Source organism: Rudaea cellulosilytica DSM 22992, from assembly GCF_000378125.1.
Taxonomy (GTDB): Bacteria; Pseudomonadota; Gammaproteobacteria; order Xanthomonadales; family Rhodanobacteraceae; genus Rudaea; species Rudaea cellulosilytica.
In genome coordinates this window covers 772,114-798,796 of sequence record NZ_KB899242.1, presented here as the reverse complement: position 1 = coordinate 798,796, position 26,683 = coordinate 772,114, and the positions used below count along the sequence as shown (strand labels likewise).

Genomic DNA, 26,683 nt, shown 5'->3' with positions numbered 1-26,683 from the left:
GAACTTTCTTGAGCGAGGAGGGTTTGATGCAACAAAAGATTTCAGGCCAGGCCCAGAGCGACCAGCAGCATGTCGATGAGCTTGATGCCGACGAACGGCACGATCAGGCCGGTCACACCGTAGACGAGCAGATTGCGGCGCAGCAGCTCACCCGCGCCGACCGCGCGGTAGCGCACGCCTTTCAGTGCGAGCGGGATCAGGAAGATGATAATCAGCGCGTTGAAGATCACCGCCGAGAGGATCGCGCTCTGCGGCGTCGCCAGATGCATGATGTTGAGCGTGTTGAGCGCCGGATAGGTCGAGGCGAACGCGGCCGGAATGATCGCGAAATACTTGGCCACGTCGTTCGCGATCGAGAACGTGGTCAGCGCACCGCGCGTGATCAACAACTGCTTGCCGATCTCGACGACCTCGATCAGCTTGGTCGGGTTCGAGTCGAGGTCGACCATGTTGCCGGCTTCTTTCGCGGCCTGCGTGCCGCTGTTCATCGCTACGGCCACGTCGGCCTGCGCGAGTGCGGGCGCATCGTTGGTGCCGTCGCCGCACATGGCGACGAGGCGGCCTTCGGCCTGGATATTGCGGATCAGCTGGAGCTTGGCTTCGGGTGTCGCTTCGGCCAGATAGTCGTCGACGCCGGCTTCGGCGGCGATCGACGCGGCGGTCAGCGGGTTGTCGCCGGTGATCATGATCGTCTTGATGCCCATGCGGCGCAGTTCGGCGAAGCGCTCGCGGATGCCGCCCTTGACGATGTCCTTGAGTTCGATCACGCCGAGCGCCTGTTCGTTTTCGGCGACGACGAGCGGCGTGCCGCCCTTGCGTGCGATGTCCTCAGCCACGCGCACGACCGCGACAGGCAATTGGCCGCCTTGCGATTCGATGTACTTCTTCACCGCGTCGAGCGCGCCCTTGCGAATGTGCTGGCCGCCAATGTCCACGCCGCTCATGCGCGTCTGCGCGGTGAACGGCACGAAGACGACGCCGCTGCCTCCAACCTCGCGTTCGCGCAGGCCGAATTTTTCCTTGGCGAGCACGACGATGCTGCGGCCTTCCGGTGTTTCGTCGGCGAGCGAGGCGAGTTGCGCGGCGTTGGCCAACGCGTTGTCGTCTACGTCGGGCGCCGCATGGAATGCAACCGCCTGACGGTTGCCGAGCGTGATCGTGCCGGTCTTGTCGAGCAGGAGCACGTCGACGTCGCCGGCGGCTTCGACCGCGCGGCCGGACATGGCGATGACATTGGCCTGGATCATGCGATCCATGCCGGCGATACCGATCGCCGAGAGCAGGCCGCCGATCGTCGTCGGAATCAAACAAACAAGCAAAGCGACGAGCACGGTGATGGTCACCGGCTCGCCGTGCCCGGCGCTCTTCACGGCATAGAGCGAGTAGGGCAAGAGGGTCGCGCAGGCGAGCAGGAAGATCAGCGAAAACTTGGCGAGCAGAATGGTCAGTGCGATCTCGTTCGGCGTCTTGCGCCGGCTCGCGCCTTCGACCATCGCGATCATGCGGTCGAGGAAGCTCTCGCCGGGATTGCTCGTGATGCGCACGATGATCCAATCCGACAGCACACGTGTGCCGCCGGTGACTGAACTGCGGTCGCCGCCCGATTCGCGGATCACGGGCGCCGATTCGCCAGTGACGGCGCTTTCGTCCACGGTCGCCGCGCCTTCGACAATCTCGCCGTCGCCGGGGATGAACTCACCGGCCTTGATGATGACGAGGTCGTCCTTGCGCAGATCATGCGCGGCGCCGACGGTGATCGCATCGCGCCGGTCGAGCGAAGGAATCTTGTTCGCGACGACATCCTTGCGCGCGCCGCGCAGCGACGCGGCCTGCGCCTTGCCGCGACCTTCGGCGATCGCTTCGGCGAAATTCGCGAAAAGCAAGGTGAACCACAGCCACAGCGCGACGCCGAGGATGAAGCCGGCCGGCGCTTCGCCGTCGCCGTGCAGGGCCTGCAGCCACAGCAGTGTGGTCAGGATGCTGCAGACGAAGACAACGAACATCACCGGATTGCGGAATTGCGCGCGCGGCGAGAGCTTGCGAAACGCATCGCCGATGGCGGGAAGCAGAAGGCGCGTGTCTAGCGCGCTGGTTTGAATGGTGCTCATAGATGCCTGCAATTGGGTTTGCGAAATTGTTCGCCGGCAACGAATCAGTGGCCGATTGCGACGAGCTGCTCTGCGATCGGTCCGAGCGCAAGCGCGGGCAGGAAGGTCAGCGCGCCGATCACGATTACCGTGCTCGCCAGCAGCACGACGAACAGAGGTGTGTGTGTCGGCAGCGTGCCGGCGGATTGCGGTACGTGCTTTTTCGCCGCAAGCGAGCCCGCGATCGCGAGCATGCCGATCGCAAGCGGAAAACGTGCGAGGAACATGCAGATGCCGAGCAATACGTTCCAGAATGGTGTGTTAGCCGACAATCCGCCGAACGCGCTGCCGTTGTTGTTCGACGCAGAAGACAGTGCGTAGAGAACTTCACTGAAACCGTGGATGCCCGGGTTGGCGATGCCGGCGACACCCGCTGGCGCGAGCACGGCGATCGCCGTGCCGACGACGACGAGTGCACACGGAATCAGCACGACGAGACTCGCCATCTTCATCTCGTAGGCTTCGATTTTCTTGCCCAGATATTCCGGCGTGCGTCCGACCATCAGACCGGCGATGAACACCGCGACCACGGCGAACGCAAGCATGCCGTACAGGCCCGAACCGACACCGCCGAAGATCACTTCGCCGAGCTGGATCAGCCACATCGGCACAAGACCGCCAAGTGGGGTGAACGAATCGTGCGTTGCATTGACCGAGCCATTCGACGCGGCCGTGGTCGCCGTCGCCCAGATCGCCGAATTGACGATGCCGAAGCGCGTTTCCTTGCCTTCCATGTTGCCGCCGGCTTGCAGCACCGTGGCGTTCTGGTCGAGGTTCAAGCCAGTGAGTGCGGGATTGCCGGCCTGTTCGGCCAGCGCGCAGCCGATCAGCAGGGGCACGAAGATCACGAACATCGTCGCGAGCAGCGCCCAACCCTGGCGGCGGTCACCGACCATCGCGCCGAAGGTGTAGCAGAGCGCGGCCGGCAGCAGCAGGATCGAGAGCACTTCGAGAAAGTTCGACAGCGGCGTCGGGTTCTCGTACGGGTGCGCCGAGTTCGCGTTGTAGTAGCCGCCGCCGTTCGTACCGAGCTGCTTGATCGCAATCTGCGATGCGGCTGGGCCGAGTGGCAGCGATTGTTCGGTGACTTGCGATTCTTTGGTCACGTCCTTGCCAGCGGCATCTTTCTGCGCATTGCCGTCGGCGTCCTTGACCGTTTCGGTCGCCGTCGTCGCCTGCACGAGCGGCACGGTTTCGTAGGGTTTGAAGTTCTGCGGCACGCCTTGCGCGACGAGTACCAAAGCGAGTACGAGCGACAGCGGCAGCAACACGTAGAGCGTGCTGCGCGTCATATCGACCCAGAAATTGCCGATGCCCTGCGTCGTCTTGCGCACGAAGCCGCGGATCAGCGCGATCAGCACGGCGATGCCGGTCGCCGCAGAGAGGAAGTTCTGCACGGCGAGACCGAGCATCTGGGTCAGATAGCTCATCGTCGACTCGCCGCCGTAACCCTGCCAGTTGGTGTTCGTGGCGAAGCTGATCGCGGTGTTCATCGCGGAGTCGGCGCTGACCGCGTCGAAATGCTGCGGGTTGAGCGGCAGCCACTGCTGCACACGTTGCAAGAGATAGACGGCGAGTAGACCGAGCACGTTGAACACGAGCATGGCGACGGCGTAGCGTTTCCAGCTCATGTCCTCGTCGGCGCGCACGCCGCAGAGCCGATAGAGGAGACGCTCGATCGGCGCGCCGAGGCGTGTCACCCGATTGGGGGCGTCGGAAAACACTGCGGCCATGTAGGTGCCGAGCGGCTTGACGGTAAGGAGCAGGACGGCCAGATAGAGGCCGATCTGCAGCCAGGCATTTGCGGTCATTCGAACCACTCCGGTTTGAGCAGGGCAATGGTCAGATAGAGGCTCAGTCCGAACGCAATCGCGGCGGCAAACCAATACAGGGCGCTCATCACTTCGCTCCCGTCTTGCACAGGGCGACGTAGAGGCCGGCCAGGGTGAGCGCCATGGTGGCGACGACAAAGAAGACGATCACGGCTTGTCCTCCAGCCGCGTGCAGAGGCGCAGGAAGGCGGCTGTCGAGCCGATCAGCGCGATCAACAGCAGCAGATACCAAACATCCATAGCGGCAACCCTCGTGGACCTATCGATCTAGGGGTCGCCACTCTAGGTTTGCGCGCATAAGGAAGGCGTAGGAAATCGTCCAGATCGCGTAAAGACCGGGTAAAAATCGGCGGCCGGCCCGTCGCGGCATCGCCGTCAGGCAAAACGGCGGCGCATCGAATCCGCAACCGGGTTGAAACATGGCGTGCGCACGTTGCGGACGGTTATCGGACTGTGAGGAATCGCGCGTTTGTGATTGAAATAAAAGAGAAGTCCGTCACGAACGGAAATTTCCCTTTTCCTTAACATTCGGTGGCCGTTCGTTTTCAGATCATCGCCGGGCTTTGGGGGGCAAGGCGGGGATCCCTAGGGGAAGTACCGCCATGGCGTCGCCAGTCCCTCCATACAACACCCCTCCCGCGAAACCGCACGGGAAGTTCGACGACGACTCCAAGCACAGCGGCGACGCCGTCCAGAGGCAGGATTGGTGGAGTCGCCTGAGCAATGCTCAGATCGACTTGCTTCGCCCCCTTGCCGCCCAGCTCTTCGAAAAGCTCGACGACACGCTGTTCGACCGCTCCGAATCCTCGTCCCAGCAGTTTTTCGAGGGCATGCGGATCCTGCGCAAGAATCGCGATGTCCTCACCCAGACCTGGTTCGATAATCTCGCCGACGGCTGGAATAGCCTGCGTCCGCAGGCGCCGGGCGCGTTTCGACCGCGCCTGGTCGCCGCCGGTGGCATGACGGTGGGTGGAGGATTCGCGGGATTGAGCCTCGTGGACGAAGTGACGCTCGAGCGCAATCTCGCCGTGGAAAGCGCCGTCGCCAGGGGTGCATCCCTATGTCGGATGGAACTGCCGCCGCTGCTCCACCGCTTGTCGGTCCTGCGCAGTGGTGTTGAGGCGCAGGCCGAGGAGGTTCCCGCAGCGCCTGCCGTGCTGGTGCGGACCTTCGCCAAGTCCTTGGATGAATCGCCGGATCTTCCGGTCGAAGTAGCACTGGTCGTGTTGAAGCTGTTCGACCGCATTGTTGTGAGCATGGCGGGCGTCGCTTGTCAGGAGCTCAACCGCTTGCTCGTGCAGGGCGGCGTCGCACCAAACTGGAACTGGTCTTCGCCGGTGCAGCGCCGATCCGCACCCATGCATCCGACACCGCCTCCCGGCGCAAACGCACATCAACATATCACCAGCGAAGAGCGCGCGTGGCTCGAGACCGTGCCGGGGCTCGATGCAGGTGCGCATGCCGCGGCCGCGCAATTTGCCGGCTTGAACCGTGGCGGCGTCCACGCCGGCTCGGTATACACGTCGTTGCAGGATTTGCCGCCGGAGACGGTCGAGCAGGCTCGCCTGACCGCCTCGGTGCGCGCATTGCTCGAACACCGGCGCCTCGCGCGCTATGCCGCTTCACGCGCCTATGCGGGCGGCCATCACGCCGCTCCCAGCGACGGTGCGCTGGATGGCGCAGCCTGGGGTGCCGACGTCGCGCAATCTGCGACACAGGCATTGGGGCTGGAAACCCTGATGGAAGTGCTCGCCTCCTTGCCGCCGCCTACGTTGCCGACCTCCTGGGTGGGCGATGCCGATGAAGAACACTGGGATCCCGAAAGGCTCAAGCTCGAGCTGCGCCGGAACCTGGGCAGTCGATTGCATCCGGGCAGATCTTCTGCTCCGACAGGGCAGGCGGAGGAGCGCAACATCCCGCTTGGCGAGCATGAGGACGTCATCGACATGGTTGCGATGATGTTCGGCTTCATCCAGAAGGACGATGCCTTGCCTGCCGCGGTCCAAGCGTTGTTGTCGCGCCTGCAATTGCCCTATCTGCGTCTGGCCCTGATCGACGCGGAAATGTTTTCGGATGCCGACCACCCGGCGCGTGCGCTGATGGATCGGCTGGCCGAGGTCGGAAAAGGGTGCACGCCGGACAGCCCGATGCTGGCCGAGAAGATGCTGAGGATGCATTCCCTGGTAGGACGCATCGTCAAGAACCATGATGTCACCCGTGCCTTCTTCGAGCGCGAGCGGACCCAGTTTCGCGCCTGGTCGGACATGCTCGACGCACGCGCGGCTGAACGTGAGCGCGATCAAGTTGCTGCCCTGGCGAGCGCCGAGCCGCCTGCTCCGGCCGAAGAACTGTCGGAGGAACTGTCGGAGGAAACGGCGCAGCCGGAGCGCACGCAGGCTGCGTCCGCGGCGGACTCCGCCGAACTGCACTCGCATCTGCATCAGATCCGTCTCGCAACCACCGCGCGTATGCGCGAGCGGCTCGAAGGGAAGTCGGTTCCCGAAGGTTTGCGCCACGCCTTGTCGATTCTCTGGGTAAACCACCAGGTCCGGATTTGCGAAGCACACGGCAAACGCTCCTATGAAGCCATGTGGCTGGACCGCCAACTCGACGCGGTCGTCGGCTTGCTCTCCGCGGTGCCTGATGCAAAGGCACGGGCGAGCCTGGAGCAGGATTGGGCGGATATCGAACGCGCTTGGAAAGGCGTGCTCGGGGAAGGGCCGGCGCCGGCCGAAGCACGCGAGCGCTGGATCGCCACGTTCCGGCACTGGGCGGAAGTCCGCATCGGCCGCATCAAGGTTGATCCCGCGTTCCGCTGGAACTGGCTCGAGGGGCTGATTGCTGCGCCCCGTATGCAACCGCGTTCGGACGAAGTGGCCGCTCAGGTAAACGAGACGGCCTCGGAGGTGGACAAGGTATCCGCGTCGGAAACGTCTGTCGCGGACGCGCGCGTATCCACATTCAGGATCAAGCCGATCTTGACCAAGTCGACGCCCCCACGTTGGAAGGTGGGTGACTGGATCGGATTCAGGGATGAGGTCGACGCGGCGGGCGCGCAGGATTCCGCAGATGCGAAACCCAGCCGGGCGGGTCGTGGCAAGGTTTCATGGATCGGCGCGTTTACCGGGCGCACGATCCTGGTCAAGACCGACGGTACGCTGTGGCGCGAAGAAAGCCGGACCGATCTGGACGATCTTCTCGATCGCGAGCTTGCCGTGATCGTTCCGCGCGAGTCGCTGTTCGACCGGTCCCTGCAGTCCATGTTCCAGAAATTGCGCAGCAGCGTAGCTTCCGCGCTTTCCTGAAATCCAATTCAGCACGACGAGCGGCGCCGATGTCGGCGCCGCGATGGTTGCTGTCGCTTAACCGTCTTGCTGTGCAGGACGCGTCTGCGGGCGCGGCGGGCGGCCGCTGTTCGAGTCGCCGGGGCGCCCGGGCCGGTTGCCCGAACCAGGTTGCGGTCGGCCACCCGGGCCCGGCCGCGGTGGCGGATTGGTGACCGGCGGCCTGCCGCCCGGTCCCGAACCAATCGGCGGTCGTGGCCGCGGCGGCGGGCGGCTGATCGGCGGCCGCTGCGGTGGTCGTGTCCATGGCGGGCGCGACGGCAACGGACGATAGATCGGCGCCGGGCGGCTAGCCCAGTAGCTGCGCTGGCGATACCAGGGCCGCGTCCGGTAGTAGCTGTCCCAGTACGTGCCCAGCGTGAACGTGATGACGGGAATGCCTAGCTGTGGACCGTTGTCGTTGATATAGACCGGTTCGCCGCCGGCGCGCGCGAACTCCAGATACTGGGCGTAAATCCAGCCGCGGTCGGAGCCGACTTGCACGTCACACCACGAATAGCCATCGACACAGCCCTGCACCTGCAGGCCGCTCCATTTCGGTACCACGGTAATGGCCGGATAGTCCGTGCCCGGTCCGGCGCGCAGATTGACGTCCGCGCTGACGTAGCCGTCTGCGGCGAAGACGGTCGGGGAGAGGCAGAGCAGCAACGCAGACAACAGCAGACTGGTCACGAATCGCATGCGAATCTCCCGCAGGTCTCCAGCGGCCATGGTAACGGTTTTTCCGCGGGGAATCGTGTCCAGGTTCGCGAAGCGCAACTTGCCGAAGCTACTGCCTAGCTCAAACGCAGCACGCTGTCCTGTTCGTACCAGTCGCCGAGCACCACGCGTTCGGCGGCATGGCCGTCCAGCTGGAACCGGTGCGTGGCCGGCCGGTGCGTATGGCCGTGGATCAGCCTGCGCACGCCGTGCGCGCGCATCGCTGCGACGACCGCTTCCTGGTTGACATCCATGATCTCAGGCCTCGCCGCCGATGTGTGCTTTTGGCTTTCACCGCGCGCCTGCGCAGCAAAGGCGCGGCGCTCGGCCAGCGGTTTGGCGAGAAACTGCGCTTGCCAGCGCGGGTCACGTACGAGCGCGCGGAATTTAAGGTATTCGGTGTCGTCGGTACACAAGGTGTCGCCATGCATCAGCAGCACGCGCTCGCCGCCGAGTTCGACCACGCTCGGATCGGCGAGCAGGCTCATGCCGGCGCGCGCAGCGTAATCCGCACCGAGCAGGAAGTCGCGGTTGCCGTGCATGAACCAGATCGGCACGCCGGAATCGCGCAGCGCACGCGTGGCTTGGGCGACCTGCGTGGCCAGCGCGGCATCGTCGTCGTCGCCGATCCAACTATCGAACAGGTCGCCAAGAATGTAGAGCGCATCGGCGCGGCGCGCTTCGCCGGCGAGCAGGTCGGCGAACAAATCCATGATCCGCGGACGTTGCGGATCGAGGTGCAGATCGGAAATGAGCAGGGTTGCCATGGATCGCATCAGCTGACGTCGCCGCGCGCGGCGCGGCGATCACGCCCCTCCCACGCGAGGGAGAGAGGCATGGTTCGTCAAGGCAGCAGGTCAACCTTGTCGATCGTGACGGCCGTCGTCGGTACGTCGCTGGAAAACGGGCCGGCGGCGCCGGTCGGGATCGCGGCGATCTTGTCCACGATCTCGCTGCCCTTGACGACCTTGCCGAACACGGCATAACCCCAAGTGGCCGGGCTCGCGTCGCTCGTATAGTCGAGGCGTTTGTTGTCGACGAGGTTGATGAAGAACTGCGCGCGCGCCGAGTGCGGATCAGGCGTGCGTGCCATCGACACGCTGTACTTGAGGTTGGACAGGCCGTTGTTCGCCTCGTTGCGAATCGGCGCGCGCGTCTTCTTCTCCTGCAGGTCCTTGGCGTAGCCGCCGCCCTGGACCATGAAGCCGGGGATCACGCGATGGAACACGGTGCCGTTGTAGAAACCTTCCTTCGCGTACTGGACGAAATTCTCGACCGACTTCGGCGCCTTCTCGGCGTTGAGCTCGATCGTGATGTCGCCCAGACTCGTGTGCAGCACGGCCTTGCTGGCTGATGACACTGCCACTGCGGGCCCAGGTGCAGCGGGCTTGTTCGCCGGAGCGGTGGTGGCCGGTTTTGTCGTGACGGCTTTCGCGGCGGGCTGGGCGGCCGGTTTGGACGGCGCCTGGGCAAGCGCCAGCGGAGCGGCGGCGAACAAGGCAAGGCTGAGGAGGAGATGGCGGGTCATGCAGGAACTCCGAGTGCGAAAGTGCGACATGATAGCGGCACGGCGGAGGTGCGCACAGTCGCAAACGTGTGGACTCATGCCGCGAGTTTTTCGCCGGTCTTCACTTGCAGCTTGATGTCGAGGTGCTTGAGATAGTCGCGCTCCTGGTCGAGGTCGGTGCGCGTCAGCGGATGCGCGTCGAGCCATGCTTCGGGCAGGCGCAACTGCAGGGTCTTGTCGTCGAGCTTGAGCGTGAGCTGGGGTAGCGGCTCGGGTTTACGCGCCCGTTGCAGCAGCACCGCAAGGCGCAGCAGGGCAGTAATGCGCGCAGTCGAGCGGCGCAGGCGTTCGGGGGCGATGTCGATGATGCTCTGGTCGGGCTTGCGCCGGTGGCAGCGCAGGATGATCGCGAGCACGATCTGTTCGTGGCGGGCGAAACCGGCGAGGTCGGAGTTCTCGACGATGTACGCACCGTGCACGTGGTGCTGGCTGTGAGCGATCGCCAGGCCGATCTCATGGATGTGTGCGGCCCAAGCCAGCCAGTCGCGTTCGTCGCGACCGAGCTGCCAGTCCTGCGCGATCGAATCGAACAGGGCATGGGCGGTCGCTTCGACGCGCGCTGCGTGGGCACGGTCGACGCCGTAACGATGGGCCAGCGCAGCGATGCTCGCGGTGCGCGGATCGCGATGCTCGGCACGGCCGACCATGTCGTAGAGCAGGCCTTCGCGCATGGCGGTTTCGCAGACGCGCATCTGGCGGATGTCGAGCGCAGCGAACGCGGCCTCGAGGATGGCGACACCGCCGGCGAACACGCCGACGCGGTCTTCGGCGAGACCGGGCAGGCGGATCTTGTCGATGCTGCCGGCATCGAGCAGGGCGTCGCGGATCTTCTCCAGCGCGGTACGCGAGATGCCGGTGTCGCTCCAACCGCAGGCTTGGGCGACGTTGCCGATCGCCTTCGCGGTGCCGCTCGATCCTATCGTCTCGCTCCAGCCGTGCGCGCGGTAGTCGGCGGCGAACTGCTGCAGTTCGACTGCGATTTCGTCCTGCGCGCGCTGCCAGCGCTTGGTGCTGAGCTTGCCGTCGTCAAAAAAGCGCATCGTGCTCGCGACGCAGCCCATCTGCAGGCTTTCCTTCTCCAGCGCTTCGAAGCGCTGGCCGATGATGAACTCGGTGCTGCCGCCGCCGATGTCGATGACCAGGCGGCGTTCGGACGATTCGGGGATGCCGTGGGCGACGCCAAGATAGATCAGGCGCGCTTCCTCACGGCCGGAGACGACTTCGATCGCATGGCCGAGCGCGTCTTCGGCGGGAACCAGGAAGGTACCCGGCACGGCGAGGCGGCGCACCGTGTTCGTCGCCACCGCGCGCACGCGCTCGGGCGGCAGGCCCGACAGGCGCTGGCCGAAGCGCGCGAGGCAGGCAAGGGCGCGATCGCGACGCGTGTCGTCGAGGCTGCCGTCGGCGCGCAGGCCGGCGGCCATGCGCACGCTGTCGCGCAGGCGATCGATCACGCGCAACTCGCCGTGCTCGTAGCGCGCGACGACGAGATGGAAGCTGTTCGAGCCCATGTCGACGGCGGCGAGCAGCTCGCCGTTGCTGATCTTCTGGTTGCGAACGTTGCTCACGACGTGGACTTCCCGATGCTTCGATACAGACGATCGCAAATCCTAACCATGCAACGCAAGCGAAATATGACAGTCCTTACTTTTTGCCGAAGCGACGAGCACCGCGCGGGGGCGCAGGGCAAGGCAAACGAGGGATGGAAGCCGTGCCGAACGGTCTTCAGAGATGAGCGGAATCTCCAGCCGAAGTCAGCATCGTGTAGCCGATGCCGCGCACGGTGCGCAACGGCAGGGAAAGAAGGAGCGTATTGCTGACTTTGCGGCGCAGGCGATGGACGAGCATTTCCAGGCGATGGGGATCGAAGTCGTAGGCGCTGTCGGTGAGCACGGTGATCAGCTCGTCGCGTGCGACCACCTCGCCGGGCGCGACCAGCAGCCGCTGCATGACCAACCGTTCGGACAGACTAAGCGTGATGTTGCGTCCGTCCGGCGCATACAGTTTCCAGTCGGTCGGATCGACTCGCCATCTCTTCGCCGTAGTCCGCGCGAGACCGCCTGACAGCTTGCGCTTGTGCAGATCGGAGAGGACGGCGCCGAGCACGTCGATGTCGATCGGTTTGGTCAGCCAGGCGTCCGCTTGCACCTTCATTTTGTCCGCTTCGCTGAGACGTGACTTGCCCACAGCGACGATGGCGAGTCGGGAATGGGCGCGCAGATAGTGCGCAACCTCAAATCCATTCTCGTCAGGTACGGCGATATCGACAACGATCGCGTCGAACGATTTGGCGAGCATCCTCCGGTACAGCTCGTTTGCCGTGCCGAAACCTTCGGCATCGAATCCAAGCGAAGTCAGTCCGGGGGTAACTGTGTCGGTGAGCGAAGAGGAATCATTTTCTAGCACAGCAACTTTAAAAGACACGACAATCGATCACATTGGAACGAATCACGGCAACCGCGAATTGTGCAGGCTCCGAAATTTTTTTCGGAGTGATAGCGGTCACATTTGTATCAATCGTTATAAGTCGGAAGGATGATGGTTGTCGACGTTTTTTTTTGCGATGCGCGCCGCGCGTGCACGCAGATCGCCTTTGCAATACGTCGAATTCCTTTGTGCACCAAGGAAATCTGATCGATATATTCATTTTTTCATATCGCTCATCGAATCAGTATCAGTGCTCGTTTCTCCGCGCACGGCGTCATCGCATCGAACAACATGAACTTTTCTTCATGCTGCGAATTTCGATCTTCGATGCCGTTGATTTGACGATGTGAGAATCGGTGAGAATTGGTGAATGAATCTGCCTTGCTGATTCGTTACCTTCCGGCCAACGCACTAACGCGTTCGCACAATTCCTCACGCAATTTCAAGGGTGGGCGATCTTCGTCGCAGGTAGTGTCTTGCGGCCGATCTCCAATATTGCGTGATGAGCGCCGATCGCGATCAGACGGATTCTGATCTTGTTTCGCGACAAAACTCAGGCACCGGGGTGAGGCATGCTGCTAGGTATGGCGAGTGAGTTTGCGTGGCCGCTGCGATCGATCGACGGCGAAGCGGAAAGCAGAGCAGACCAATGGATGACTTCGTCGCGCCGCTCGGGTGCGCGATCGATTTTTTCGCTTTTCATTTCAAACGAACCTGCTAACCGAGCCGCGTTTGCAGAACGCGCTATCGCTTGCCGATTTCGCTCAGCGGACGCGCGCATCCGCTCTAGTTGGTCGACGTCTCATGAAGCACAAGGGTCTTTCCGGCGAATCGGTATCGCCGGGACCGAATCGTCGTGCGCCGAGATCGATACGCGTGCTTACGCGCTTTCGCGCCTCGCGAGTTCACCCGTCAAGTAACAACAGGGAGCTATGTCGATGTCTGTGTCCGGAGTCCCTCACACAAACTACCGCTTTGCCCTTGTTCCGAAGCCCGTAGGCGCAAAGAGTCGATTAGCTCGTCTGTTTCTGCATCTGACCACTGCAGTCGGAATCTTGGGGGCATTCGCAATTGCGCCAGCGGCGTCGGCGGCGACATCCGCCACTCATGAGATCACGACGAATTGGCTGGGATCACCGGCAACGGCGCCCTACGGCGGCACGGTGACGGCCGAGTGGCATGTCAGCACAAATGACGCGAACAATCCGCAGGCGAACGACCCTGTGAATAACGTACGTGTCACGTTGATCGCCGCCAACGGGGCATTTTCAAGTATCCCCTCGATGTGCAAGACGACCGGTGTGACTCCGGTGTCGGCGATCAGCGCCAACGGCACCCAGCTGGTGTGCAACCTCGGCACGATCAATGAAGGCACGGCGACCGTCATCCAGGCACCGCTTAAGGCCAACGGCACGGTGGGATCGACGTTGTCGGTATCGGGAAGCGCCACTTCGGACTCCGCCGCGGCTCCAACGCCATCGGTAACCACGCCGGGTCTCACGATCACCGGCAGCCACGGCATGGATCTGATACTCGGCGCGCCAAATCAGAATTACCAGCAAAACACCATCACCAGTCGCAGCGGCGGCAATCGCCCGTACGTGGTGGTCGACTACGGTGTTTCGATGACTGCGGGCAGCGTTCCGGGTCCGGCGACGTACACATTCACGGTGGATATCGCAGTATCCGTCGCCGGCCAGTTGCCGGGCCTTCAGTGGGAAGGCTGCGCGGCGGTCGACGACTCTGCGCAATTCCCGGGGATTCCACACTCCGCCTCGAGCTTCCCCAATAGGACGAACTTCCCGACCTGTTCGATCAGTGGCAGCGGCACGCACTATACGGTCACATTGAGCGGCCTGGACTACTCCCTGCAGCACGTCCCTACAGTTGACAGTCTCTACCAGGCGATCCCGTCGACGACGAACTTCGTCGCCGCAGGGCAGCTTATCTTTAGCTACACCAGCCAGATCACGGCCAGCACCGGCGTGAGCTTCACAGCGACGCCGAGCACGTTCACCTTCATTGACAGCGTTACTCAGCCCGAGACCAATACTTCCAACGACTCCTCGACCACGACCCTCATTCTTCCGGGCGTGTTCGCGATCAGTTGGGCGGGCGGCCCGACTGTCGGCCGCTCGCCGTGGGACGCCAATCTGTGGGCCGCGCCGGGCGCGGCGCAGAACCTGACCCTTCCCTGGCCGGCAGCGGGGACGTCGACCAATCCCGGCCCTTACACGATCTATAACCAGCCGTTAGCCAGCAATGCCGACAGTGTGACCTGGTCCGCCTACACCGGCGCGGGCGGCGCCGACATCGCTGGCTCCTGCAGCATGGTGCAGAACCCGGCCGCGTTCGTCCCGAGATGGGCGGACTTCGTCGGCGTCGACGGCGCGTCCTATACCAATATGACGACCGGGCATCTGTGGTACCGCACCGATGCGATCAATACGAAGACTGAGACCTGCGGCGAGCCGGTCGGCGTCGCCGGAAGCCCATGGATCGCCGCACCGCTTCCCGCAGCCTGCGCCAGCCAGACCGTGTCGATTTCGCCGGCTTACTCGGACGACCTGTGCATCGTGAGCCTGCCCGCCGGTGTCACCGCCGTGAAGATGACCTGGAACCCGGCGGTGGACAAACAATTCCATCACACGCTGCGGGTATGGGGTTACGTCCCGACAACGGCGCCCGTGGGAGCCGAGTCGTGGACCGTGGGCGCCTTCAACGCCCCTTACAACGTTTCGACCGTGTTCCCGGGCTGGCCGACACTGAACAACTACGTCAACATCAGTGCCAACAACACCGTCTATGCGACCATTCCCGGCAGCACCTACGGTCCGAATACCAACGGTCAGCGCGATGCGATGCGCATCCAGGGCCCGAATGGCGTCATCACCAAGACAGCGTCGACCCAGTCGGCTCAGCCGGGCGTGCCGGTGACCTTCACGCTCAGTGCGGAGGCGGATCTCGCTACGGCCAGCCCGCCGGCGCAGACTTTCACCGTCACCGACACCCTGCCGGTCGGTATGACCTACGTCGCCGGATCGGGAACGCCGGTGCCGGCGCTTTCAACCAACGGCTCGGGGCAGCAGATCCTCACCTACACGTTCACGAACGTGCCGGCGAACACGCCGCAGCCGATCACCTACAAGGCGCAGACCGCGGCGAACAGCGCGATCGCGCCCGGCACGGTTCTCACCAACACGGCGGAGGTTGATGTTACCGGAGACAACCGCCCAGCCTCCGCAAAACAAGCAACCGCCAGCGTGACGGTGCCGAACAACGGCGCGACCACGTTCGACAAATCGGTAGAGTCGAGTCTGCTGTCTTTCTACGGCGATTCGTCGGCGTGGGATCTGACGATCAATTCGCAAGACCCGGTATCGAATCCGTATACCGATACGATCGATATCCTGCCGTACGCCAGTGACGGGCGCGGCACGAACATCAGTGGGACGTACACGATCGGCACGGTGACCGCGACCGGAGCGACGGTGTATTACACCACCGCCAATCCGTCGACGCTGAGCAACGATCCGCGCGCCGCGTCCAACGGCGGCACGCCGGGCAGCATCGCCGGTAACACAGTCGGTTGGACGACGACCAAGCCGGCTGCGCCGACCGCGATCCGCGTGATCGGGCCTGCGCTCGCACCCGGTGCCTCGCAAACCATTCGCATCGCGTTTACCACGCCGGCGGGAACGAGCTGCACCGCGCCGGCGCCGACGGACAACAAGCCCGGACAACTGCTGGTCAATTCGGCCAACTCCATTACCGGTCACACCGCATTGCCGATGCTTTCGTCGGCAACGACGACGATCGGCAATTGTTACGCGCTCGGCATCGTCAAGTACGTGTTGGTTAAAGGTGGCAATCCGGCGAATCCTGCGGATTATCACGACGCGAATACTTCGGCCGACTATCAGCAGTACAACCTAGGCGACACGATTCCGTACAAGATCGTGATCACCAATTTGGGCACGGGCGCGTTGTCCGGTATTTCGGTGACCGATGCCATTGCGCCTTCGTGCAATTTCACGGTTGGCTCGCTCGCGCCAAGTGTGTCGCAGACGCAAACGTGTACGACGACGGCATCGGCCGCGGGAACGCTGATCAATACCGCGGTCGCATCGGTGACGCCGCCGACCGGGCCGGCACTGAGTCCAAGCGATGTCGCGGGAATCGTGGTGACTGCGCCGACGATTTCGTTGAAGAAAGCGTTGGCGGGCAATCGATTCGCGGCGAGCGATCAATTCACCGTCGCAATCCACACCGGTAGCGCGAGCGGCACCGTGGTGAATTCGACCGCCAATTCCACCACGACGGGCACCGGCTCGACGGTCACCGCAGGAACGGGCACGACAGGCACTTACACCGCCATCGCGGGCACCACTTATTATTTGACCGAATCGATCTCCGGTTCGACGCCGTTGTCGAAGTACAGCTCGAATATTTCTTGTACCGATTTGAACAACGTGCAGACCGGCTTGCCGAGCGGTGCGTTCAGCGGATCGGCGACGATCACCCCGGTAAACGGTGCGGCGATTTCCTGCACGTTGACGAACGCTTCGATCGGCGTGTCGACGCTGTTCAAGAACGCAAAGAATCTCGTCAACAGCTCGACCTCAGATTCGCGCACGAGCACGACTGGCACCGCGGTGCCGGGCGATACGATCCAGTGGGTGGTGAATTACTCTAACAACACGGGCTCGAACGCGACGGTCAATATCACTGACCTGATCACCAACGGACAGATCTACGTCCCCGGTTCGCTCAAGGTACCGCCATCCCTGTCGATGCAGTACACGACCAACAGCGGCGGCACCTGGACGACGGGCACGCCACCGGCCGGAGTGAACGGCGTGGGCGCGCTGACGACGGGCAGCAATCGCGTCGCTGGCGTGAACAGCGGCACTTCGGCGCTGGCGCCGCCGTTCCTGGCGAGCACGCTGACGTTCAATACGCCGGGTGGCGACGGTTATTCGGTAGAGGGTTTTGGCAACAACATCTACACCGTGTTCCATCACAACAACAGCGCAACGGTGGTCTTCTGCGCGACCCTGGGCAACACGGTCTGCCCTGGCTGGCCGGCGTATTCGACCTACGTAAGCCCGGTTGCGGGGACCCCGCTCGGTACGGGTGGCGCAGGGCAAAGCACCACATCTGGAGTCAACGGCTCGTTCATCTACAACGGCAAACTGTATTGGCCGGTGCATATGTCGGCCGCCGTCGGCGGTGTCTATCCGGTTGGCCTGCAGTGCCTCAACCTGACCAGCCTCGTGAGCTGCGGCTTTATCCAGCTTGACACCGTCGCGCTGGGGAGTGGTGCCCTCGGCATCGCCGGTGATGGCATTCAAGCTGCCAACGGCAGGTATTACTACGCCGATATCAACGGCAGTCTGGTTTGTTTCGATCCGACCGTCGGCGCAAACGGGGCATCTTGCGGCGTAGTCAATGCTGGAACGGGCGCCGAGACGGCCACGTCCTATTCAGGTTACTTCGCCGAGTTCGGCACGTATGGCAACTATGTGTATTTCACCTATTCGTGGAACAACAACAACTATCTGTTCGGTTACAACATCTCGGGTGCGACGCCGACCATTGCCACGGCGCAGTACACGGGGCCCGTGCAGAGTGGGCCGAACCCCAGCGAAGTGTTTCCGGTCGTTTCGTCGACCGGCACCGTGCTGGGCGCTTGCGCGGTCTACAACTCGGTCTGCTTCAGCACCTCGAACACGCCGATCGCAAATCCTTGGAGCGCGACGCAATACGGCTTTGGCCCCGGGAGCTTCGGTTTCGGCACAGGCGTGCTGATCGGCACCAAGTACTACACAACTTATGGCAGCGTGACGACTCTGTGTTACGACTTTGCCCTGCGCGTCGGCACGGGCTTGGTGCCGGAATGCGGTACCAGCGGTCCGGGCATCGCCTCGCCGACCCGCGGCCCGGCAGACCTGAGGAGCTATACCGTGCGCCCGCTGGCCAATCTGCCCGGATGCATGGCGGACAACGGCGACGGCGCGCAGATCGTCGTGTTCAACGCAAGCACCGGGGGCCCGTGCGTCAGCGCTTCGACCACGGTCACGAAGACGACGCCGACGTCGTTCTACTGCGACGGCGGGACGCACGTGTCGAATTGGGACAAGCTGACCTTGGTCGGGTTGACCGGTTCCGAGTACGCATCGACCACCGTCACTCTGTACGACATCAACGGCAATCCGGTGCCGGGCTTCGTCAACGTCGTAATGAGCGGTACCACGCTAGATATTTCCTCGCTGGCCGTTTCGGGTAACTACACATCATTGGGCGCGTCAGTCACTTTGACCGGCGTGACCAATACGGCGGCAGTCAATGCGGCCTCCGCCGCCCTGTCGTGGACAGGCGATCCGATGCAGATGTGCTACCAGACGGTAGTGCCGCCGGTGTCCTGTCTGACCACCGCGCCGGTAAATGATGTGGCCAGCGTCGTGACCACGGCGGGCAGTTTGACGGATGGTCCGGGCGGCACCTCAAGCGGCTCCACGTCGTTTACTGCGGCGCCGACGGCGGCGCAGTGCACGCTGAAATTCGCTAAGACTTCTTCGGCGCCGGTCATCCAACCGGGCGGAGGGCTGACGTATACGATTACGGTGACGAACAACGGCACGATGCCGTACTCGGCGGCAGCGCCGGCTTCGTTCACCGACGATCTCACCAATGTGCTCGCCGGCGCGGCCTACAGCGACAACCTGAGCGCTTCGGCCGGCACGGCCTCCTACGCAGCGCCGGTGTTGTCGTGGAGCGGTCCGCTGGCGGCGGGCGCGACGGCGACGATCAAATACACGGTGACGGCGAATCCCAATCCGCCGGCTTCGATGACAAATACCGTGGTCACTCCGGATCCGTCGAATTGCCCGTCTGGCGCCTGTACGGCCATTGTCACGCCGACGCCGCAGGTAAGCATCCAGAAGAGCACGCCGGCGACGACGCTGACGCCGGGCGGCACGATTGTCTACACGATCGTCGCCAGCAATACCGGCTCGGTGGATGCGCCGGGCACGGTGGTGTCTGATCCGATCCCGACCGGCATTGCGAGTCAGGCGTGGACGTGCAGTGCGGCGGGCGGCGCAGCGTGTCCGAACGCGAGCGGCAGCGGCGCGCTGAGCGAAACGCTGGCGACGTTCCCGGCCGGCAGCTCGGTGACCTACACAGTGACGGCGACGGTAAGCGCGACGCCGCCGGCGCAGGTGACCAACACCGCCACGGCGACGCCGCCGGGCGGCAGCCTGTGCACGCCGAACAACACGCCGCCGCCGTGCAACAGCATCGTGACGGTGCCGCCGGTGCCGCAGGTGAGCATCCAGAAGAGTACGCCGGCGACGACGCTGACGCCCGGTGGCACGATTGTCTACACGATTGTAGCGAGCAACACCGGTTCGGTGAGTGCGGCGGGCACGGTCGTGTCCGATCCGATTCCGACCGGCATCGCGAGCCAGACGTGGACGTGCGCGGCGAGCGGCGGCGCGGCGTGTCCGAACGCGTCGGGCAGCGGCGGACTGAGCGAAACGCTGGCGGCGTTCCCGGGCGGCAGCACGGTGACGTACACGGTTACGGCGACGGTGAGCGGAGCACCGCCCGCGCAGGTGACGAACACGGCGACCTTGGTGCCGCCTGCAGGAAGCCTGTGCACTCCGGGGAACAAGCCGCCGCCGTGCGACAGTATCGTGACGGTGCCTCCGGTGCCGCAAATCGGCATCGCAAAAACGGCGAACGTCAGCACGCTGACGCCGGGCGGCACGGTGGTCTACACCATCGTCGTTAGCAACACCGGCACGGTGAGTGCGCCGGGTACGGTCGTCGCCGATCCGATCCCGACCGGCATCGCAAGCCAAGGCTGGAGTTGTGCGGCAAGCGGCGGTGCGGCGTGTCCGAACGCGAGCGGCACGGGTGCGTTGAACGAAACGCTGGCGACGTTCCCTGCCGGAGCTACGGTGACCTACACCGTCACGGCAACGGTGAGCGCGAACCCACCAGCCACGGTGACGAATACGGCGACGGCGACGCCCCCGACGGGCGGCGTATGCACACCGAGCAACACGGCGCCGCCGTGCGGCAGCACGGTGATCTTGTCGCCGGCGCCGCAGGTGAGCATCGTCAAGACCACGCCGGCGACGACGCTGACGCCGGGAGGCACGATTGTCTACACGATCGTGGCGAGCAATACCGGCAGCGTGAGTGCGGCAGGCACGGTGGTGTCCGATCCGATTCCGGCCGGAATCGCCAGCCAAGCCTGGACCTGTAGTGCGGCCGGTGGCGCCGTGTGTCCGAACGCGAGCGGCACAGGTGCGTTGAACGAAACGCTGGCGACCTTCCCGGCGAGCAGCGCGACGACGTACACGGTCACGGCGACGGTGAGTGCGAATCCGCCGGCGCGCGTGACGAATACGGCCACGGCGACACCGCCGACGGGGGGCCTGTGCACGCCGAACAACACGCCGCCGCCATGCAACAGCATCGTGACGGTACCGCCGGTGCCGCAGGTCAGCATCCAGAAGAGCACCCCGACGACGACGCTGACGCCGGGCGGCACGATCGTCTACACGATCGTTGCGAGCAACACCGGTACGGTCGACGCGGTGGGCACGGTGGTGTCCGATCCGATTCCGGCCGGCATTGCCAGCCAGACATGGACGTGTGCGGCAAGCGGCGGCGCGGTGTGCCCGAATGCGATCGGTGCCGGCAGTCTGAACGAAACGCTGACGACGTTCCCGGCGGGTAGCTCGGTGACGTACTCGGTGACGGCGACGGTGACTGCGAACCCGCCGGCGCACGTGACGAATACGGCCACAGCGACGCCGCCGACGGGAGGCGTGTGCATGCCGAACAACACGCCGCCGCCCTGCGACAGCATCGTGACGGTGCCGCCGGTGCCGCAGGTGAATATCCAGAAGAGCACGCCGGCAACGACGCTGACGCCGGGCGGCCAGATTGTCTACACGATCGCAGCGAGCAACACCGGCACGGTCGATGCTGCGGGTACGCTCGTCGCCGATCCGATTCCGACCGGCATTGCCAGTCAGAGCTGGACATGCAGCGCCAGCGGCGGTGCCTCATGCCCGAACGCGAGCGGCAGCGGTGCGTTGAACGAAACGTTGGCCACATTCCCGGCGGGCAGCTCGGTGACCTACACCTTGACCGCGACGGTGAGTGCGAACCCGCCGGCGCATGTGACAAATACGGCCACGGCGTCGCCGCCGTCGGGAGGCGTATGCACGCCCACCAACACGCCGCCACCTTGCAACAGCATCGTGACGGTGCCGCCGGTGCCGCAGGTGAGCATCCAGAAGAGCACACCGGCGACAACGCTGACGCCGGGTGATCAGATCGTCTACACGATCGTGGCGAGCAACACCGGCACGGTCGATGCCGCGGGCACGGTGGTGTCCGATCCGATTCCGGCCGGCATTGCAAGCCAGGCCTGGACGTGCAACGCCACCGGCGGTGCGGCGTGCCCGAACGCGAGTGGCACCGGCAGCTTGAACGAGACGCTGGCGACGTTCCCGGCGGGCAGTTCCGTGACCTATACGGTGACGGCAACGGTGAGTGCGAATCCGCCGGCGCACGTGACGAACACGGCGACGGCAACGCCGCCGTCGGGAGGCGTGTGCACGCCGAACAACACGCCGCCGCCCTGCAACAGCATCGTGACGGTGCCGCCGGTGCCGCAGGTCAGCATCCAGAAGAGCACGCCGGCGACGACGCTGACGCCGGGTGGGCAGATCGTCTACACGATCGTGGCGAGCAACACAGGCACGGTCGACGCGGCAGGAGCCGTGGTGTCCGATCCGATCCCAACCGGCATCGCGAGCCAGAGCTGGACGTGCGCGGCGAGCGGTGGTGCGACGTGCCAGAACGCCTCGGGCAGCGGCAACTTGAACGAGACGCTGGCAACGTTCCCTGCCGGAAGCACGGTGACCTACACGGTGACCGCAACGGTGAGCGCGAATCCGCCGGCACACGTGACGAACACAGCGAGCGTAAATCCGCCGCCGGGAGGCGTGTGCACTCCGGGCAATACCACGCCGCCGTGCAACAGCATCGTGGTCGTGCCGCCGGTGCCGCAGGTGAGCATCCAGAAGAGCACACCGGCAACGACGCTGACACCGGGCGGCACGATCGTCTACACGATCGTGGCGAGCAACACCGGTGTGGTGAACGCCGCGGGCACGGTTGTCGCCGACCCGATCCCGACCGGCATTGCCAGCCAGACATGGACGTGTGCAGCCAGCAGCGGTGCAGCATGTCCGAACGCGTCGGGTAGCGGCAATTTGAACGAAACGCTGGCGACGTTTCCGGCCGGCAGCACGGTGACCTACACGGTGACGGCAACCGTGAGCGCGAATCCGCCGGCACAGGTGACGAACACAGCGACGGCGACACCGCCGCCCGGAGGCGTATGCACGCCGGGCAACACGGCGCCGCCGTGCGGCAGCATCGTGATCGTGCCGCCGGTACCGCAAGTGAGCATTCAGAAGAGCACACCGGCAACGACGCTGACGCCGGGCGGCACGATTGTGTACACGATCGTAGCGAGCAACACCGGCACGGTGAGCGCCGCGGGCACCATAGTGTCCGATCCGATCCCCGCCGGCATCGCGAGCCAGACCTGGGCCTGCGCGGCGAGCGGTGGCGCCGTCTGTCCAAACGCTTCGGGCAGCGGCAATTTGAACGAAACCTTGGCGACATTCCCGGCGAGCAGTTCGGTGACTTACACGGTGACCGCGACAGTGAGCGCGAATCCGCCGGCACACGTGACGAACACGGCGACGGCAATGCCGCCGAGCGGAGGTGTATGCACGCCGAGCAACACCGCGCCTCCATGCGAGAGCATCGTGACTGTGCCGCCGGTGCCGCAGGTAAGCGTCGCCAAGACGGCGAACACTACAACGCTGACGCCGGGCGGCACGATTGTGTACACCATCGTGGCGAGCAACACCGGGTCGGTGGATGCCGCGGGCACAGTCGTGTCCGATCCGCCCCCGACCGGCATTGCCAGCCAGACATGGATCTGCAGCGTGGCGACCGGCGGGGCGGCATGTCCGAACCCAAGCGGCAGCGGTGCGCTCAACGAAACGCTGGCGATCTTCCCGGCAGGCAGTTCGGTGACCTACACGGTGACCGCGACGGTGAGCGCCAACCCGCCGGCGCATGTGACGAACACGGCAACGGTGATACCGCCGAGCGGAGGGTTGTGCACGCCGGGCAACACGACACCGCCTTGCAACAGCATCGTGGTCGTGCCGCCGTTCCCGCAAGTGAGTATCCAGAAGAGCACGCCGACGACGACGCTGACGCCGGGCGGCCAGATCGTCTACACGATCGTCGTCAACAACACGGGCGCCGTCGATGCGGCGGGTACGGTCATAGCCGATCCGATCGCGACCGGCCTCGCCGGCCAGACGTGGACGTGCGGCGCTACGGGCGGTGCCGCGTGTCCGAATGCGAGCGGCAACGGTGCGTTGAACGAAACGCTGGCGACATTCCCTGCAGGTAGCACGGTGACCTACACGGTGACGGCGACGGTGGCTGCTAACCCGCCGGCACACGTGACGAACACGGCGACGGCGACGCCGCCGAATGGAGGGGTGTGCACGCCGGGGAACACGGCACCGCCGTGCGGCAGTACCGTCATCGTGCCGCCCGTGCCGCAGGTGAGTATCGCCAAGAGCACGCTGGCGACGACACTGACGCCGAGCGGTCAAATCGTGTACACGATCGTGGCCAGCAACACCGGTGCAGTCGACGCGGCAGGTACGGTCTTGTCCGATCCGATCCCAACCGGTATCGACAGCCAGACTTGGACCTGCAGCGCCGCGGGCGGCGCCGCGTGTCCGAACGCGAGCGGCAGTGGCACGTTGAACGAAACGCTGGCGACCTTCCCGGCGGGCAGTACGCTGACCTATACAGTGACCGCCACTGTGAGTGAGGCCCCACCCGCGCACGTGACGAACACCGCAACGGCAACACCGCCGACCGGCGGCGTATGCGAACCGAACAACACGCCGCCGCCGTGCAACAGCACGGTGATCGTGCCGCCGGTACCACAGGTCGGCATCACCAAGACGGCCAACACGTCGGTGCTGATCCCGGGCGGCACGGTGATCTATACGATCGTGGTGACCAACACCGGTTCGATCGATGCGGATACCACGGTCGTGTCTGATCCGATTCCGGCCGGCATCGCGAGCCAGACCTGGACCTGCAGCGCGAGCGGCGGCGGAGTATGTCCGAACGCCAGTGGCAGCGGCGCGTTGAACGAAACCCTGATCACCTTCGATCCGGGCAATGTGGTGACGTACACGGTGACGGCGACGGTGAGTGCGAACCCACCGGCGCAGGTGATCAACACGGCCACGACCACGCCGCCGAGCGGAGGCGTGTGCACGCCGGGGAACACGGCGCCGCCGTGCAGCGCGACGGTGATCGGTGCGCCGGTGCCGCAGGTGAGCATCGCCAAGAGCACGCCGGCGACGACACTGACGCCGAACGCCACGATCGTGTACACGATCGTGGCGAGCAACACCGGCAGCGTGAGTGCGTCTGGCTCAGTCGTGTCGGATCCTATCCCGACCGGTATCGCGAGCCAGGCCTGGACATGCAGCGCCTCCGGTGGCGCGGTGTGTCCGAACGCCAGCGGCAACGGTGCGCTGAACGAAACGCTGGCGACATTCCCGGCGGGTGGCGGAGTGACGTATACGGTGACGGCGACGGTGAGCGCGACGCCGCCGGCGCACGTGACGAATACCGCGATGGCGACGCCGCCGACCGGAGGGGTGTGCACCCCGGGCAACATGCAACCGCCGTGCAACAGCACAGTGACCGTGCCGCCGGTGCCGCAGGTGAGCATCCAGAAGAGCACGACCGCGACGACGCTGACGCCGAATGCCACGATCGTCTATACGATCGTGGTGGGCAACACCGGCACGGTCGATGCGTCGGGCACGGCAGTGACCGATCCGATCCCGGCAGGCATCGCGAGCCAGATCTGGACATGCAATGCGACGGGCGGTGCGGTGTGTCCGAGCGCGTCGGGTAGCGGTAGCTTGAACGAAACCCTAGCGACGTTTCCGGCGGGTGGCATGGTGACGTACACGGTGACAGCGACAGTAAGCGCGAATCCACCGGCTCACGTGACGAACACGGCGACGGCGACGCCGCCGCCCGGAGGGGTGTGTACGCCGGGGAACACCGCGCCACCGTGCGACAGCATCGTGACGGTACCGCCGGTGCCGCAGGTGAGCGTGCAGAAGAGCACGCCGGCAACGACGCTGACACCGAATGGCCAGATCGTCTACACGATCGTGGCGAGCAACACGGGCAGTGTGAGTGCGGCCGGGACGACAGTGTCCGATCCGGCCCCAACCGGCATTGCCAGCCAAACGTGGACGTGTGCGGCGAGTGGCGGTGCGGTCTGTCCGAACGCGAGCGGCACGGGTGACTTGAACGAAATGCTCGCCACGTTCCCCGCGGGTAGCACGGTGACGTACACGGTGACGGCAACCGTGATTGCGACCCCGCCATCGACCGTGACGAATACGGCGACCGCAACGCCGCCGAACGGTGGCCTGTGCACGCCGAACAACACGCCGCCACCCTGCGCGAGCTCGGTGACTGTGCCGCCGGTGCCGCAAGTCAGCGTGACGAAGACGGCGAACACACCGAGCCTGATCCCGGGCGGCACGATCGTCTACACGGTGACAGTGGCCAATACTGGCAGCATCGCGGCGGACAACACGCAGGTGTCCGATCCGATCGCGAGCGGCCTGACGGCGTATTCGACGACTTGCGCAGCGACGGGCGGGGCGGTGTGTCCGAACGGCGCCGGTCCGAACAGCGGTGCGTTGAACGAAACGATCGCAACCTTGCCGGCCGGCGGCCGCGTGGTCTACACGATCACGGCCACGGTCAGTGCGACGCCGGCGGGCACGGTGACCAACACGGTGAGTGTCACCCCGCCGTCAGGTGGCCTGTGCAGTCCGGGCAACACCGCGCCGCCATGCACGGGCACGACGACGAGTTCACCGCCGAATGCGTTCGATCCGCCGTTCATCACCAAGGCGGCGACGGTGGTGAATGCGCAGACGCTGTTGTGGTCGATCGTGGTCGACAACAATCAGAACCTGGCGGCACAGAACCTGGAGATCCGCGATCCGATGCCGGCGAACATGACCTTCGTCAGCGGCACGCTGACCTGCACGACGTTCGGTGGCTCGACGATCAGCAACTGTACGTTCGATGCGGCGAACAACCGCATCGTGGTGGACGCACTGATGCAGTCTGACTACGGTGTTGCCAATGCCGCGTCGGGGCCGAATCGATTGTCGATTGCATTCCAGGCGCGCTTCGTCAACGGTCCGTTGGCGGTGACGAACACGGCCTCGGCGTGTTGGGATACGCAGAACAACACGACGAACGTGACGGCCTGTGCGCAGTCGGTGCAGGGCAGTGCGCAATACACGCCGACGATACCGCCGGTGGCGGCGCCGATCGATGCGCGCTGGATGTTGTGGCTAATGACGGTGATGCTTGCCTATCAAGCCATACGCGGACTGCGGCAACGGAAATAGCGACCCGAAATCAATGGCGCGCCGAACGTTCCCGACGGACCGGAACGTTCGGCGCAATCGCTTC

General features: G+C 64.5%; 10 protein-coding genes. 2 read left to right on the top strand and 8 right to left on the bottom strand.

The window, feature by feature from the left end:
* Nucleotides 1–41: 41 nt before the first annotated feature.
* The 3 genes from kdpB to F455_RS22585 are packed head-to-tail and all read right to left on the bottom strand — an operon-like array spanning nucleotide 42 to nucleotide 4,047.
* The gene (kdpB, locus tag F455_RS0113340) at nucleotides 42–2,108 is read right to left on the bottom strand and encodes a potassium-transporting ATPase subunit KdpB (protein ID WP_018973802.1); all 2,067 of its coding nucleotides are present in this window, start codon (nucleotides 2,106–2,108) and stop codon (nucleotides 42–44) included.
* 44 nt (nucleotides 2,109–2,152) lie between these two features.
* Nucleotides 2,153–3,958, bottom strand: a complete 1,806-nt coding sequence (kdpA, locus tag F455_RS0113335; protein WP_018973801.1) for a potassium-transporting ATPase subunit KdpA — start codon at nucleotides 3,956–3,958, stop codon at nucleotides 2,153–2,155.
* Nucleotides 3,955–4,047: a potassium-transporting ATPase subunit F gene (locus F455_RS22585; protein WP_018973800.1), complete on the bottom strand. Its 93-nt coding sequence runs from the start codon at nucleotides 4,045–4,047 to the stop codon at nucleotides 3,955–3,957. The genes kdpA and F455_RS22585 overlap by 4 nt, the downstream gene beginning before the upstream one ends.
* 534 nt (nucleotides 4,048–4,581) lie before the next feature.
* Here F455_RS22585 and F455_RS0113315 point away from each other — a divergent pair.
* Nucleotides 4,582–7,284 (top strand): DUF1631 family protein, encoded by a 2,703-nt coding sequence (locus F455_RS0113315; protein WP_018973798.1) that lies wholly within the window; start codon nucleotides 4,582–4,584, stop codon nucleotides 7,282–7,284.
* 57 nt (nucleotides 7,285–7,341) lie between these two features.
* On the opposite strand, the gene F455_RS20870 is transcribed toward F455_RS0113315, so the two are convergent.
* The 5 genes from F455_RS20870 to F455_RS0113290 form a co-directional block, all read right to left on the bottom strand.
* Nucleotides 7,342–8,004: an SH3 domain-containing protein gene (locus F455_RS20870; protein ID WP_018973797.1), complete on the bottom strand. Its 663-nt coding sequence runs from the start codon at nucleotides 8,002–8,004 to the stop codon at nucleotides 7,342–7,344.
* Nucleotides 8,005–8,099: 95 nt separating this feature from the next.
* The gene (locus F455_RS0113305) at nucleotides 8,100–8,789 is read right to left on the bottom strand and encodes a UDP-2,3-diacylglucosamine diphosphatase (RefSeq protein WP_018973796.1); all 690 of its coding nucleotides are present in this window, start codon (nucleotides 8,787–8,789) and stop codon (nucleotides 8,100–8,102) included.
* 77 nt (nucleotides 8,790–8,866) lie between these two features.
* Complete coding sequence (locus F455_RS0113300; protein ID WP_018973795.1) at nucleotides 8,867–9,550, bottom strand: peptidylprolyl isomerase; 684 nt, start codon at nucleotides 9,548–9,550, stop codon at nucleotides 8,867–8,869.
* Nucleotides 9,551–9,624: 74 nt separating this feature from the next.
* Nucleotides 9,625–11,157 (bottom strand): exopolyphosphatase, encoded by a 1,533-nt coding sequence (gene ppx, locus F455_RS0113295; RefSeq protein WP_018973794.1) that lies wholly within the window; start codon nucleotides 11,155–11,157, stop codon nucleotides 9,625–9,627.
* A gap of 157 nt (nucleotides 11,158–11,314) precedes the next feature.
* Nucleotides 11,315–12,013 carry a response regulator transcription factor gene (locus tag F455_RS0113290; RefSeq protein WP_083918947.1) on the bottom strand — a complete coding sequence of 233 codons (699 nt, stop codon included), beginning with the start codon at nucleotides 12,011–12,013 and terminating at the stop codon, nucleotides 11,315–11,317.
* A 1,058-nt stretch (nucleotides 12,014–13,071) separates the two neighbouring features.
* Between F455_RS0113290 and F455_RS22980 the strand changes: the two genes are divergently transcribed.
* Nucleotides 13,072–26,619, top strand: coding sequence for a DUF11 domain-containing protein (locus F455_RS22980; RefSeq protein WP_157578791.1), 13,548 nt, complete (start codon nucleotides 13,072–13,074; stop codon nucleotides 26,617–26,619).
* The last annotated feature ends 64 nt before the right edge of the window (nucleotides 26,620–26,683 follow it).